The following is a 13,867-nucleotide window of genomic DNA, read 5'->3' on the forward strand; positions in this document are numbered from 1 at the left end:
CAAGCGCGGCCACGGAGGGAGACAGCAATGTGGATCGGAGAACTCGCCGAGAGGGCGGGCACTACCGCGAAGACCCTTCGCTTCTACGAGGAACAGGGCCTTCTGCCCCCGACCGAGCGCACGTCGTCCGGATACCGCGACTACGCGCCCGAGACGGTCGCTCGGATCGACTTCATCCACCGCGGCCAGGCCGCGGGCCTCACCCTCGCCCAGATCCGCCAGATCCTCGACATCCGCGACGGCGGCCATGCGCCCTGCGAGCACGTGCGCGACCTGCTTGACGTGCGCCTCGCTGAGATCGAGCAGCAGATCGCGCAGCTCTCCGTGCTGCGCGACACTATCGCGGACCTTAGCCAGGACGCCGCGCACCCGGATCCTGAAACGTGCAGCACCGATCAAGTGTGTAGGTACTTGTAGACGGCGGGAGTCAATGACTCAAACGCTACAACCCCGATATGCGCTAGCGCATGTCGATGCCGCCGGTGCCCACCTCGATGTTTTTGGTGGTGGCCGCGATAGCACACAGCAGCGGCATCGGGGCGGAGGCCTGCAGCGCGAAGTGGTGGACTCGGAAGGACGCGTTGTTCACGCTGATTTCGTCCGCAGCCTGGGTGATCTCCAGACGAGTCTTGGCGATCTTTTCCGCAGATGGCCCGCACTAGCTGCCGAAGGCGTAATGCCCGAAGCTTAAGCAGCCGAACGCTTTCATTGGATATCACTCCTTTTGATGGTGTTAACGAGAGGGAGTAACCTTGCAACGACATACCGTGGAGTTCAATGACGGGCGTTTCTTTTCGGTACCGGTAGGGCGGTATCGGGTACCGGGGTGTTGGTGGTTGCCGGTACCCGTTTTTTACCCCCGGTTACGGCTTCTGGGGTTGACGTAGCCGTTTGGGTGTGGCAGGGCCCATCCTTTCTTGTTTGATGTCGTCGCGGGTTCGCATGTCTTCTCCCGTCAGGGTGAGTTTCGAGCCGTGGTTGGCAAGACGGGACATCACCGCGTCTGCCAGTGCTGCCTCGGAGAAGACGTCGTACCAGTAATCGGGTTCGTGCTGGCTGGCGATCACGGTAGAGGCATGCTCACGCCCGACGAGCAGGTTGAACACTTGGTTCAACGCGTGCGCTGAGACATCGGTGGCGAGGAAGTCATCGATGACGACAAGTGCCGGGGCCTGCAAGTCGGCGAGGAGTTGTTTGCGGGCCTGGGGATGCTCAGCCGCAGCGTCGAAATCGTTGGCTAGGTCGTTAAGCCTAAAGTAGCGGGTGGTGAGCTTTTTGCGGCACGCCGCGACGGCCAGGGCTTGAGCGAGGAAGTTTTTACCGGTGCCGGTAGCTCCCACGATGATGAGGTCTTTGCCGTAGTCGACCCATTCGCAGGTGGCGAGCCGGTCGATGCGGTCTTGGGTTACACCGCGGCCGGGATAGGCATCGAAGCGCTCGAGTGCGGCGGTTGAGCCAAGGAGTTTCGCTTCACGCAACCTTGTCTGGATGACCTTGTTGTCGCGGGCGGTGAGTTGGGCTTCGAGGGCTTCTTTGATCTTGTCTTCGAAGGAGTCGTTATCGCGCGAGGGGTCGTTGACGATCTCTTGGATCGTCGCGGCGAACACGCGCATGCCGCGCAGCGAGCCGAGCTTGTCGAAATCTTCATCGGTTAACGCCATGATGCTTCTACGCCTCCTCACCGAATTCAAGCTCACTGAACTCGAACGCTGCTTTGCCCCGTACATGCGACACCTGCGCAGCTGGGGCGCGACGCGTCACCGGCCTGGTTGACGCGGCAGATGATGTTGGTGATTGCGCACCACCTGTGGCGACGGTGGTGCGGGTTGCGAGGTCTTTGATGGTGTCGTGGACTTTGCGCACCGACGGCACCATGTGGGAGTCGAGGACGTCTTGGCAGGCTTGTTCAAGCAAGCTGCGGGAGTACTTCTTCGACAGGCTCAACACGCCGAGGGCGCTATTGTAGGCTTGGGCTTCAACTTGGCGGGCGTGAAACATCTGGCGGATGAGTTCGTAGGTTGCGGCCCCAATACTTTGGGCCCATGACTCAATCCGGCCCCGATCCCACTTCGTGGCCAAGTCCTGGTGCTTTGCCGGCACATGCTCTTTATCTGTGGAGTACTGCATGTTGCCCGGTTTCTTCAGGTGGGTAGCGATACGCTCACCCGCGCTGAAGATGTCGACGACATCGTCGAAGATCGAGGGTGTCCGATCTTTTGTGTGCGGGGGCTTGGTTTACAAGTAGTCCGCGAATCGGTCGGGGTAAGCCACGGCTAGTTGGTTGATGGCTTGTTTCCACCCGGTGGCTTTCGCTCCTTCAATATAGCCGTTGCACTCAACGTCGCGCTTGGCTTTCTTCGCCCGCTGCGCAGCGCGCTTGTCCTCGATGTTGCAGATCATCAACCACAGCGTCTTCAGTGCCGCGGTATCGTTCGGGAACTGGCCCCTGTTGCGGGTAGCTTTCCGCAGCTCAGCATTGAGCGATTCGATCGAATTGGTGGTGTAGAGCACCCGGCGTGCCGCCGGCGGGAACTGCAGAAACGGGCTCTTCGTGTTTGGGAGTGCGTGGGTCGTTTTTCGGGGTGCTTGGGTGTGGCACAAGATGTGGGGGTCCTTGCTGGGTTAAGGATTTAGGTGTTCAAGCCAATCCGAACTCAACAAGGACCCTGTAATGCAGCCTAGTTCCAACATTGTCGCCGATACCATTTGCCGCACCGCGGAGCTTGGGTTGGCGATTACGAATGCCGCCCACAACGACACGCTCACCGTCATCGACTGTGAAGCGCTCGACCCGATCAACTCCTGCCCATCGTGTGGACAGCCAGGTGTGCTGCGTGACCACGTCTGCCGGGAGTTGGTGGATCTTCCTGTTGTCGGGTTTCCCACCCGGTTACGGGTGCGTCTGCCGCGCTTTCGGTGTGTGAACCGCCTCTGTTCGCAGAAGATCTTCCGGGCTGGCCTGGCATGTGCTGACGATCGCTCGAAGGTCACGCATCGGGTGGTGCGCTGGATCTTGCAGCGTTTAGCGATTGACCGGATGAGTATCGCCGCCACCGCCAAAGCACTCGGGATCAGCTGGCAGCTGACATGCGATCTCGCATTGTCCATGGCCAGGGAACTCGTCGCCGACCCCGACCACTTGGCCGGGGTGCGCATTATCGGGGTTGATGAGCACAAATGGGCCCACGATCGACGTGCGGCCGGCGGCGGGTTCGTCACCGTGATCGTGGATATGACCCGCCACCACACAGGCCAACCAGCGAGGTTGCTCGATGTCATTCCGGGAAGAAGCGCGAACGTGCTCACATGCTGGATCAACCAACAGCCGAAAGCATTTCGCGACGAGGTGGAAGTGGTCACCATGGATGGGTTCCAGGGCTACGCCACCGCAGCTGACGAGGCGCTTCCTCACGCAACCCGGGTGATGGACCCGTTTCACGTGGTGCGTCTTGCCGGCGACAAAGTGGCTCTTCGTGTTTTAGAGTGCGTTGATCTTGGGTTGGAGGCCGCCGGAGTGAATCAGGCAACGCAAGATGTAGTGGTTGATGTTGCGGAACCCTAGCGCGATGCCGCGGAGGTGTTCGAGACGGCCGTTGATGGCTTCGACCGGCCCGTTGGAGGCGCCGATATCGAAGAACGCGAGGATGTCGGTGCGGCGTTTGTGCAGGCTTCGCCCGAGTTGGGTCAGCTCTTGAAGCCCGGCCTGACGAAGCCCGCGGAGCCGGTTGATCAGCCTGCGCATCTTCGTTTTCGCACGGCGCTTGTTGGGGTCTTCGTAGCAGTCGATGATCTCCTGGTACACCAGCCATGTCTCTTGCAGCACCGCGTAGTCATCGTCGTAGTTGAACAACACATCCAAGCGGTGCTGCTGCTCGCCATTAAGCAGACCGGTGCGGGTGAGCATGGTGCGACGGTTTTTATATAACGGGTCGTTGGTCCTGCCGCGCCTGCCGTAGGTTTCACGCTGCAGCCTCTGACGGCACGCGGTGACTTTGTCGCCGGCAAGACGCACCACGTGAAACGGGTCCATCACCCGGGTTGCGTGAGGAAGCGCCTCGTCAGCTGCGGTGGCGTAGCCCTGGAACCCATCCATGGTGACCACTTCCACCTCGTCGCGAAATGCTTTCGGCTGTTGGTTGATCCAGCATGTGAGCACGTTCGCGCTTCTTCCCGGAATGACATCGAGCAACCTCGCTGGTTGGCCTGTGTGGTGGCGGGTCATATCCACGATCACGGTGACGAACCCGCCGCCGGCCGCACGTCGATCGTGGGCCCATTTGTGCTCATCAACCCCGATAATGCGCACCCCGGCCAAGTGGTCGGGGTCGGCGACGAGTTCCCTGGCCATGGACAATGCGAGATCGCATGTCAGCTGCCAGCTGATCCCGAGTGCTTTGGCGGTGGCGGCGATACTCATCCGGTCAATCGCTAAACGCTGCAAGATCCAGCGCACCACCCGATGCGTGACCTTCGAGCGATCGTCAGCACATGCCAGGCCAGCCCGGAAGATCTTCTGCGAACAGAGGCGGTTCACACACCGAAAGCGCGGCAGACGCACCCGTAACCGGGTGGGAAACCCGACAACAGGAAGATCCACCAACTCCCGGCAGACGTGGTCACGCAGCACACCTGGCTGTCCACACGATGGGCAGGAGTTGATCGGGTCGAGCGCTTCACAGTCGATGACGGTGAGCGTGTCGTTGTGGGCGGCATTCGTAATCGCCAACCCAAGCTCCGCGGTGCGGCAAATGGTATCGGCGACAATGTTGGAACTAGGCTGCATTACAGGGTCCTTGTTGAGTTCGGATTGGCTTGAACACCTAAATCCTTAACCCAGCAAGGACCCCCACATCTTGTGCCACACCCAAGCACCCCGAAAAACGACCCACGCACTCCCAAACACGAAGAGCCGACAAAGTCACCGCGTGCCGTCAGAGGCTGCAGCGTGAAACCTACGGCAGGCGCGGCAGGACCAACGACCCGTTATATAAAAACCGTCGCACCATGCTCACCCGCACCGGTCTGCTTAATGGCGAGCAGCAGCACCGCTTGGATGTGTTGTTCAACTACGACGATGACTACGCGGTGCTGCAAGAGACATGGCTGGTGTACCAGGAGATCATCGACTGCTACGAAGACCCCAACAAGCGCCGTGCGAAAACGAAGATGCGCAGGCTGATCAACCGGCTCCGCGGGCTTCGTCAGGCCGGGCTTCAAGAGCTGACCCAACTCGGGCGAAGCCTGCACAAACGCCGCACCGACATCCTCGCGTTCTTCGATATCGGCGCCTCCAACGGGCCGGTCGAAGCCATCAACGGCCGTCTCGAACACCTCCGCGGCATCGCGCTAGGGTTCCGCAACATCAACCACTACATCTTGCGTTGCCTGATTCACTCCGGCGGCCTCCAACCCAAGATCAACGCACTCTAAAACACGAAGAGCCCAGAAACGGCACGAACCGCTCCCAAGCGTCGCGCCAGACTTTGACCGACTGGGGGTATTTCCGGCCCAGTTCACTGGCCTCGAACGCATCCAGGCTGGCACGTGCCGTCTCCTCATTGGGAGCGGTGTAGACCTCACGCAGCGCGCGGGAGACGCCTTTGCGGTCCTGATACGATACCCACCGGTTCGCCGCTCGAATCAGGTGCACAATGCAGGTCTGCACCATGGAATTCGGCCAGGTGGCTTCCACGGCTTCTGGCAGGCCTTTGAGCCCGTCGCAGCAGACAATGAACACGTCCTGGACGCCGCGGTTGGCCAGATCCGCGCACACCGATGCCCAGAATGCCGCACCTTCATTTTCCGCGATCCACAATCCCAAGATGTGCTTGATGCCGTCCATGTCGACACCAACCGCCATGTAGCAAGCCTTGTTGACCACGCGGTGGCCGTCACGGATCTTGACTCGGAGTGCGTCGAGGAAGATCACCGGGTAAAACTCGTCGAGCTGACGGTTCTGCCAGATCATGACCTCTTCCAAGACCGCATCGGTAATGGTGCTGATCGTATCCGGGCTCATATCCACCCCAAGGGTGGTCGCTAAATGGTGCTGAATATCGCGCACGGTCATCCCGCCGGCGTACAGCGAGACGATCATGTCGTCGAGTTCTGTGAGTCGGCGTGCACCTTTGGGCACCATCCGGGGCGTAAACGTGCCGGCACGATCCCTGGGCACAGTCACTTCCACCGCGCCGTACCCGGAGTTGACGGTCTTGGTGTACGACCCGTTGCGGTGATTGCTGCTCTGTGTGGTTTCCACCTGGGCTTTGGCCTTGCGGTCGGAATGGCCGTAACCCAAATGCGCATCCATCTCCGCCTGCAGACCAGCGTTGATCGATGCCTGCAAGAGGCCTTTGACCAGCTCGCTTGCATCATCAGCGGAAGTCGACAGCTCGCTGATCAAGCTGGCGAGCTCAGGATTTTCCATCAGCTTCTCGCTGATCTCGTTGACCCTCGCCGGGTCATGGCCTTTCTTCGGTGACACCGTAGTCATTATCGGTGAAACTCCTTCTAGATCAGAGCCTCACACACAAACTTCCTGACACCCTCCGAAGATCTGCACGTCGACACGTTTACCGGCGAAGCTCCACGGCACAGAGTAGAAATGCTTCTCCACTTGGACGTGGTAGTTCACCCCGGCCTTGGCGGTGCGCCACGTGGAATACGACCAGCGCTGTTGCGGCAGCGGGCGCAACGTCTCTGCTTCGCTTTCCATAAACAGCTGCCTGCGGGTTGTTTTCCGGCCCCGGAATCCTTCCCGGTCGTTGATCCAGTCAACCTGTGCTGCGATAGCGGCGTTGAGTGCCTCGAACGTGGCGAACTCGTGGCCCGCCAACGCTTCTACGACCCAGGTCTGGACGATATCGACCGCTTTTTCCACATGAGCCTTATCCCTGGGTTTACCCGGCCTGGCCGGGGTGATCCCGCAACCGTAGAACTCAGCGAACAGCTGGTAGCGCTCGTTGACCTCACGCACCGTCGCACCACGTGCAACCTGGTTGGTTGCTGTCGAGGCGTTATCGGGAACGATGCGCACCGGCACGCCACCGATGTAGTCCAACGCGTCGCGGTGAGCACACAGCCACGACCGCATCCGCATATCCGGCCACGCACTGGCATGGATGAGCCCCGAATGCGGCAGCGACGCCACAAACACATACGCCCGCACAGACACCCCGGTCAACGGGTCAACAACTGCCATGGTTTCCCCGGACCAATCAACGCACAGCTCCTCACCAGGGGCATGGGTCAAAAGCGCAGTCAGGTCGTTGACATCGACGTAGTTTTCAAACAGCGCGCAGAACTGCCGGTAGGAATAATGCTGCTGGCCAGAAGCGGCCTGACGCCGGGTGTATTTATGGTGTTCCACCTTCAACGTCACCCGCTCACCGCGTCGGCGGCGGGCAGCGATACCTGCGAAATCCGGCTCCACAAACGCTTCCGAATCCCGCCGGCGGTTATCCGGAAACAACTCCGAAAGCTCCTGCGCCGACAACGCGGTAATTGCGTCTTCATCCATTCCAGTCGAGCGCAACACTCGGCTGGCCTTATCGATACTGCTGCGTGAACACCCCAAATCCGACGTGATCTGCGACCACGAGCGGCCTTGCACAAGCGCCAGCATGATCAACCTGTAATTGGTGACCACACCAAACTCCTTCCATGGTTACGCGGCCCGCGCGTACACACTGCGCAGGGCCGTCAACCACAGACTGCCAACCCAACTACCCCCGGTACCCAATACACGCACACCCGGTACCCGATACCCGCCCAACCGGTACCAAAAACCGGAGCCGGTCAGTTCAAATTTAACGTGTAACGCGGAGCGTTAATGACGTTTCGCGTCATTGGGGGGTAGGTTGAAGAGCGCTGTCTTTAACTCCGGTTTTCGTTCGGCCTCGGTCCATTCCGCTACCTCGTGTGTAGAATCTGCAAGCGGTATCGGGCCGTCGAACTATTGGGTTCACCCACAGTTCCCGTGCCTGCACGCATCGAGAAGGACCAGGTGGTGAACTCGAATGACTCGCCTGGTCCAACGTGTGTGCGCTCGGCGCGTGGTTTAACTCTTATAAGACTTGCCGGTCACAGCCTCAGCGTTTCGCTCGTGCAGCCCGCAGGCCGTTCAAGATCACGATGACTTCGGCGACTTCGTGAACCAACACGACGGTGGCCAGGCCCAGCACACCGCTGATCGCCAGTGGCATCAACACGATAATGATGGCCAGAGACAGCACGATGTTTTGGTTGATGATCCTGCTGCCTCGGCGGGCGTGCTGCAGCGCCTGCGGGATCAGCCGGAGGTCGTGGCCAGTGAAGGCGACGTCAGCGGACTCGATCGCGGCGTCAGAGCCGGTTGCTCCCATCGCAATGCCCACCGTTGCGCCCGCCAGTGCCGGCGCGTCGTTGATGCCGTCGCCGATCATCGCCGTCGGCGTCTTGGAGGAGAGTTCGGCGACGATGCTTGCCTTGTCCTCCGGGCGCAGCTCGGCGCGCACGTCGTCGATTCCGGCGATTTTAGCCAGTGCCCGGGCGGTACGAGTGTTGTCGCCGGTGAGCATGCTCACTTCCACATCGTTGGCGCGCAGGGTCTGCACGGCTTCGGGCACCTCGGGCCGCAGCTCGTCGCGGACGCCGATCGCTCCGGCGAGGGTGTCATCGACGGTGACCAGGACGCAGGTCTGGCCTTCGGATTCCATGCGCTCAACGTCTTCCTTCAGTGGCCCGGCGTCGATCCACCGGGGGCTGCCCACCAGCAGGCGTCGGCCTTCGACGGTGCCGCCGATGCCATGTCCGGCTTCCTCGCTGATGTCCAGGGCGGCGGGTGCTTCGGGCTCCGCTGCCACGATCGCCGCGGCGAGGGGGTGCGTCGATTGCTGCTCAACTGCCGCAGCGAAAGCAAGCACCTGAGCCCGATCGAATCCCTCTGCCGGGACCACTCCGTTAACCTCGGGCTGGTTGCGGGTAAGGGTTCCGGTCTTGTCCACCGCTAGGTGACGGATGCCGCCGAGTCGCTCGAACGCCGCGCCGGACTTGATGACCACGCCGAACTGGCTGGCCGCGCCGATCGCGGCCACGACAGTCAGCGGCACGGAGATTGCCAGCGCGCACGGCGACGCTGCGACCAGGACCACCAGCGCACGGGTGATCCAAGTCTCTGGGTCACCCAGCAGCGAGCCGATCACGCCGACCAGCACCGCCAGGATCATCACCCCGGGCACTAGGGGTTGGGCAATTCGGTCGGCGATCCGGGCGCGGTCACCCTTTTCCGCCTGCGCCTGCTCGACGAGGTCGACGAGTGTGGTCAGCGAGTTGTCCGTTCCAGCTGCGGTCGTCTCTACTTCCAGCACACCGGCGGAGTTGATCGCACCCGCGGGCACCTCGTCGCCGGGTGCAACCTCCTCCGGAATGGATTCTCCGGTGATCGCTGAGGTGTCAAGGCTGGAGCGTCCAGACCGAATGATGCCGTCCGTGGCGATCCGCTCTCCGGGGCGCACGAGCATCAGTTCGCCAGCCACGAGGTCCTTCGCTGCGACCTTGACCGACGTGCCGTCGCGCAGCACCGTCGCGGTCTGCGGTACCAACTTCAACAGTGCCCGCAGTCCGCCCTGTGCCCGGTCCATTGCCTTGTCTTCCAGCGCCTCGGCGATCGAGTACAGGAACGCTAGCGCCGCGGCCTCTCCGACGTAACCGAGGATTACCGCGCCGACCGCGCTGATCGTCATCAGCAAACCAATGCCGAGCTTGCGCTTCGTGACAAGGTTTCGGATCGCGCCGGGCGCGAACGTATACGCCCCTAGCAGCAGGCCGACCCAGAACAGTACTGTCGCGGGTGTCTCTACCCCGGACCAGTCCAGCGCCAGGCCTATGCCGAGGGCTACGCCGGAGAAGATCGGCAGTAGCAACTCGGGGTCCTTCCACCATGGCCGATCGAGTTCTTCGATCTCTGTGGCGGGTTCGTGTGCGCATCCACACGCCGAGCTCATGCGTCCGCTCCCTTCTCGCCGCAGCCGGGCACCGAGCATTCAGGGTCGATGCACGGGGCGTTTTCGTCGACAGCCAACGTCGCGTTCACCAGCGCGTTGAGCGCTGCCGCGAGGTGCGGATCGGCGATTTCGTAGCGTGTCTTGCGGCCCTCCAGCTCGGCGACGACGATGCCGCAGTCGCGCAGGCAGGTCAGGTGGTTCGAGACGTTCGAGCGGGTCAGGTCCAGGTCGCGCGAAAGCACGGCCGGGTAGCTCGGGCCGTCGAGTAGTGTCATCAGGATTCTGGAGCGCGTCGGATCCGCCATGGCCCGGCCGAGCCGGTTCATGACGTCGAGGCGTGAAGCAATGGTCAGCATGTGCTGAACAATACATCGTGTGCTGAACTATTCAAAATGCGCTGAACTGACAGTTACGCGAAGGTCCTGCGACCTGCAAGAATTAGTCGATGGGATAGCAGATGACTGATCCTTTGTGGTTCGGCTGCCACCCAACGCGGGAGCGACGTGGGCGGCGAGGTTCTCGAGAAAGTAACTTTGCAACTACATACCGTCGAGTTCAAGTTCAACGTAACCTAAGGCGAGCAAGTGCTAGTCGTGTGACAACATGTGCTGCCATTTACCTTCGCATCTCGCTCGATGCTGCCATGAACGGTCTTGCCATCGAGCGTCAGCGAGAAGACTGTGAAGCCATTGCAAAGCAGCGTGGCGGGACGGTCGTACACACCTATGTGAATCAGTCGATCTCGGCCTCTAAGAAAGACGTGGAACGCCCCGACTACGACGCGATGGTCGCTAGTCTTAAGCGAGGCGAGCTAGACGCGATTATTTGCTAGGACTTGGATCGTCTAACACGACAGCCTGCGCAGATCGAGTGGATCGACAGAGCGGAAGAGCACGGGTTGAAGCTTGTTACCGCGAATGGTGATGGGGACCTCAGTACTGACAGAGGCCGGATGTTCGCGCGCATCAAGGCGGCCGTGGCACGCGGTGAAGTCGAGCGTAAAGGGGCTAGGTTGATCGGTGTGCATCATTCACCCAGGTTCAGGCGCACACGTTATTAATCGCCTGAGCTAAGGATTCGGCGGTCAACGCTGTCGTCGGCGATGTAGCCACGGTGTGGGCAACGATTGAACGGTCGAACAGGTCCATCACCGGTGACAGGTAGACCCTCCTCCATCAGCGACGGGTCGGAGAAGTCCGGCAGCGGGGCACGTTCCTCCTCTGCGTAGATAATCTCGGTTTGGCCTCCTGGTGAGTGGAACTGGAAGGTGCCCCGACGGCGACGGCGTTTCGCCGTCGCCTGAGGAACAGGCCACCAGGGTCACGGCGATGAGCACCGCGGCAACCGCGATGGCGGCTCTGCGGGGGTGTGCTCGGCATGGATTAGATCTCCATATTCCGGGGCGGGGGGAAGAAGACGGTGTTCTGGTTGTCCCGGAAGACCACAACACCGAGGAAGGTCATCGTGCTGCCCGGTGGGTGGTCTGCAGCGACTCTGCCCACCTCGGCACTCAACCCTGCTGTGGGGGGTTACTCGTAGCGAAGCGAGCTGAGCATCCCGGTTTCCATGTGATAGGCGTTATGGCAGTGAAATGCCCACTCACCGGGGTTGTCAGCGATCAGGTCGGCGATCATGGTTTCACCGTGGCGGAGAAGGACGGTGTCCTTGCGTAGCCCGCCGCTGCCGGGCAGCGCCCATGTGTGGCCGTGGATGTGCATGGGATGGGGCATCATGGTCCTGTTGCGCATGACCATCCGCAGGCGCTGGCCATCCTGCACGGTCGCGGGGGAGGATTGGCCGTCGGTGAGAATGCTCCATTCATACGGCATCATCTGCCCGCCCAGGTCGATGCTGACTTCTCGGTCTGGTGTGCCCTCGGGCAGGAGTGCACGGTCTGCGGGCTTCAGGGAGGACAGAAGCAGTCCGGTGGACGACAACTCGGGGAAGTCGACATCGGGGCGGGGGGCCTGGCCGCCGGCGGTGCGGATGACGGCGAAGGCGCGGTCGTCCTTCCCCACCGCCAAAGCCGTGAGCGGGAAGATGCCGTCGCCGAGGATGACCTCGACGTCGACACGCTCGCCCATCGACAGGTAGATCGATTCGGTCTCCCTGGGCTGGACAGGGAAGCCGTCGGTGTGGGTGACGGTCATGCGGTGACCACCGAGGGCCACCTTGAAGATGGTGTCACCGCCGGAGTTGATAAACCGCAGGCGGGCCTTGTCGCCCGGGCGAGCCTCGAAGGTCCGGTGAGCACGGGGGATACGTCCGTTGATGAGGTAGTGCGGATACATCACATCGCCGGCATCCCCGCCCAGTACCCGGTCCGGGGTGCCGTGCATCATCTGGCCGTGACCTCCCATTCCCATCCTCCCGTTATGGTCGCCCGAACCCATTCCGGTGAGCTTGTCGAGCTCATCGTCGGGAGTGCCCTGAATGCCATCGACCCAGTCGTCGAGCACGATGGTCCACTCGACGTCCTGGTCCTCAGCGTCTTGCGGGTCACGGATGATTAGTGGGGCGTAGAGGCCGCGATCAAGCTGCAGGCCGGTGTGGGAATGGTAGAAGTAGGTGCCGCCGTGGGGGACTTCAAAAACATAGGAGAAAGACTCGCCAGGTTCAATGGGGTCCTGGGTCATGCCGGGCACACCGTCGGCTGCGTTGTGGAGTGCGATGCCATGCCAGTGGATGGAGGTGCTCTCAGGCAGTTCATTGGTGATATCGACCTGGAGGACGTCGCCGGCGGTCGCCTCAATGGCCGCATCCCCGGTGTCAGAGACGTATCCCCACGTCTTGGCTTCGATGCCGCCGATATCCAGGGAGAGGGGCCGGGCGGTCAATGTCCGGCGCACCGTCGGCTCACCGAGCGCAGTGGGGGCGGGAGTGGGGCGAAGGGAGGGACCTGGTGCCGAGGCAGCGGGTCCAGGGTCGCTGGTGCAGGCGGCCACGGCCCCGGTGCCGGCGAGGACGAGCCCGCCGAGCAGAAACTGTCGTCGGGAAAACGCGTTCGTCATGATTTAACCTTCCTTGGTGCAAGATTTCAGTGATACGGGAGACAGTCGCAGGTGAGGACCCTGCTGAGCCGTCACGTCAGGCGCAGGTCTGTGACACAGGTGGCACCGTCGTCGGTGGTGGAAAACTCCGTGGTGCCGGTACGCCCCTGGTAGCTGACCTCAATCAGGCCGGTGACATCATCGGGAAGCCAGAAGCCAATAAACCCGTTGTCGAAGGTGGTTGTCGCCTCGTCCACCAGCACCTCACCGGTCGCCTCATCGGTGATCGTGACCTGGATATCCTCATTGTCGAGTTCCCCCTGGCAGGTCGTGAGGCTGTGGTAGAAGCAGTCGTGGGTGGAGGTGAGATAGGGTGCGATCGAGACATACGTCTGATTGTCGGGAAGATCGAGCGCGACTTCCTGGTCATCGCTCGAGAGCAGCAGTTCATCGTTACGCACTGAGGCGATCAGATCCGTGGGACGCTCAGTGACCTTCTGCCGGTCGAGGTGATCAATGATCTCCACCGCGTCCATGTCGGCCAGGCCATGGGCAGCCAGGAATGTGTCCTGGGACACCGTCCCGTCGGCGGTGGGTTCCGGGTCGGCGGCCGAACACCCCGTGAGGGCGAGGGCAAGGGCGGCGGCTGCGATCGCTGCTCGTTTCACGTCAATCTCCTTGGATCGTGGCAACACTGTGAGAAGACACCGCCTCAAGGTCGATGCCATACCTTTATCTAGCACGGGTGTCTGACGGTCTAGAAACCAAAAACCCTGCTCACAGCCTTATAACAGGGCGAAAAGGGGGGTGAATTCGGTGGGCTGGGTCACAACCGGGGCACCACCCCACAGCCGTGGGCGATGTCTTTCTACCCGCCCCGGGTATGCGGTGCAG

The 13,867-nt window shown here is 61.4% G+C and carries 9 protein-coding genes and 7 pseudogenes; 4 read left to right on the top strand and 12 right to left on the bottom strand.

Going from position 1 to position 13,867, the window contains the following annotated elements:
* The first annotated feature begins 27 nt into the window (after positions 1-27).
* The gene (locus CJEDD_RS04485; protein WP_042408141.1) at positions 28-417 is read left to right on the top strand and encodes a heavy metal-responsive transcriptional regulator; all 390 of its coding nucleotides are present in this window, start codon (positions 28-30) and stop codon (positions 415-417) included.
* Between the two features lie 46 nt (positions 418-463).
* Here the strand turns inward: CJEDD_RS04485 and CJEDD_RS12255 are convergent.
* The 4 genes and pseudogenes from CJEDD_RS12255 to CJEDD_RS04505 all read right to left on the bottom strand — a co-directional run.
* A pseudogene (locus CJEDD_RS12255) lies at positions 464-709 on the bottom strand (LLM class flavin-dependent oxidoreductase); the annotation flags it as partial.
* Positions 710-863: 154 nt separating this feature from the next.
* Complete coding sequence (locus CJEDD_RS04495; protein WP_042408136.1) at positions 864-1,661, bottom strand: ATP-binding protein; 798 nt, start codon at positions 1,659-1,661, stop codon at positions 864-866.
* 7 nt (positions 1,662-1,668) lie between these two features.
* Complete coding sequence (locus CJEDD_RS04500) at positions 1,669-2,127, bottom strand: hypothetical protein (RefSeq protein WP_042408132.1); 459 nt, start codon at positions 2,125-2,127, stop codon at positions 1,669-1,671.
* Between the two features lie 108 nt (positions 2,128-2,235).
* Positions 2,236-2,544 (bottom strand): annotated as a pseudogene (locus CJEDD_RS04505) (transposase); the annotation flags it as partial.
* Between the two features lie 127 nt (positions 2,545-2,671).
* Here CJEDD_RS04505 and CJEDD_RS04510 point away from each other — a divergent pair.
* Positions 2,672-3,466: pseudogene (locus CJEDD_RS04510) on the top strand (ISL3 family transposase); the annotation flags it as partial.
* Positions 3,467-3,478: 12 nt separating this feature from the next.
* Here the strand turns inward: CJEDD_RS04510 and CJEDD_RS04515 are convergent.
* Positions 3,479-4,783 carry an ISL3 family transposase gene (locus CJEDD_RS04515; protein WP_273657482.1) on the bottom strand — a complete coding sequence of 435 codons (1,305 nt, stop codon included), beginning with the start codon at positions 4,781-4,783 and terminating at the stop codon, positions 3,479-3,481.
* Between the two features lie 101 nt (positions 4,784-4,884).
* Here CJEDD_RS04515 and CJEDD_RS04520 point away from each other — a divergent pair.
* Positions 4,885-5,430 (top strand): annotated as a pseudogene (locus CJEDD_RS04520) (transposase); the annotation flags it as partial.
* A gap of 13 nt (positions 5,431-5,443) precedes the next feature.
* Here the strand turns inward: CJEDD_RS04520 and CJEDD_RS04525 are convergent.
* From CJEDD_RS04525 to cmtR, 4 genes and pseudogenes are all read right to left on the bottom strand, one after another.
* Positions 5,444-6,493 (bottom strand): annotated as a pseudogene (locus CJEDD_RS04525) (IS256 family transposase); the annotation flags it as partial.
* 30 nt (positions 6,494-6,523) lie between these two features.
* Positions 6,524-7,648, bottom strand: coding sequence for an IS21 family transposase (gene istA, locus CJEDD_RS04530; RefSeq protein WP_273657641.1), 1,125 nt, complete (start codon positions 7,646-7,648; stop codon positions 6,524-6,526).
* Positions 7,649-8,090: 442 nt separating this feature from the next.
* The gene (locus CJEDD_RS04535; protein WP_042409454.1) at positions 8,091-9,983 is read right to left on the bottom strand and encodes a heavy metal translocating P-type ATPase; all 1,893 of its coding nucleotides are present in this window, start codon (positions 9,981-9,983) and stop codon (positions 8,091-8,093) included.
* Positions 9,980-10,339, bottom strand: coding sequence for a Cd(II)/Pb(II)-sensing metalloregulatory transcriptional regulator CmtR (cmtR, locus tag CJEDD_RS04540; protein WP_042409452.1), 360 nt, complete (start codon positions 10,337-10,339; stop codon positions 9,980-9,982). The genes CJEDD_RS04535 and cmtR overlap by 4 nt, the downstream gene beginning before the upstream one ends.
* A 287-nt stretch (positions 10,340-10,626) precedes the next feature.
* Between cmtR and CJEDD_RS04545 the strand changes: the two are divergent.
* Positions 10,627-11,043: pseudogene (locus CJEDD_RS04545) on the top strand (recombinase family protein).
* Between the two features lie 104 nt (positions 11,044-11,147).
* Here CJEDD_RS04545 and CJEDD_RS12350 read toward each other — a convergent pair.
* The 3 genes and pseudogenes from CJEDD_RS12350 to CJEDD_RS04560 all read right to left on the bottom strand — a co-directional run.
* Positions 11,148-11,319, bottom strand: a pseudogene (locus tag CJEDD_RS12350) (TlpA family protein disulfide reductase); the annotation flags it as partial.
* Between the two features lie 193 nt (positions 11,320-11,512).
* Positions 11,513-12,994, bottom strand: a complete 1,482-nt coding sequence (locus CJEDD_RS04555; protein ID WP_042409447.1) for a multicopper oxidase family protein — start codon at positions 12,992-12,994, stop codon at positions 11,513-11,515.
* 71 nt (positions 12,995-13,065) lie between these two features.
* Entirely contained in the window at positions 13,066-13,641 is a 576-nt protein-coding gene (locus tag CJEDD_RS04560) for a CueP family metal-binding protein (RefSeq protein WP_042409445.1), read from the bottom strand.
* Positions 13,642-13,867: the final 226 nt, after the last annotated feature.

This window comes from Corynebacterium jeddahense, from assembly GCF_028609865.1.
Classification (GTDB): Bacteria; Actinomycetota; Actinomycetes; order Mycobacteriales; family Mycobacteriaceae; genus Corynebacterium; species Corynebacterium jeddahense.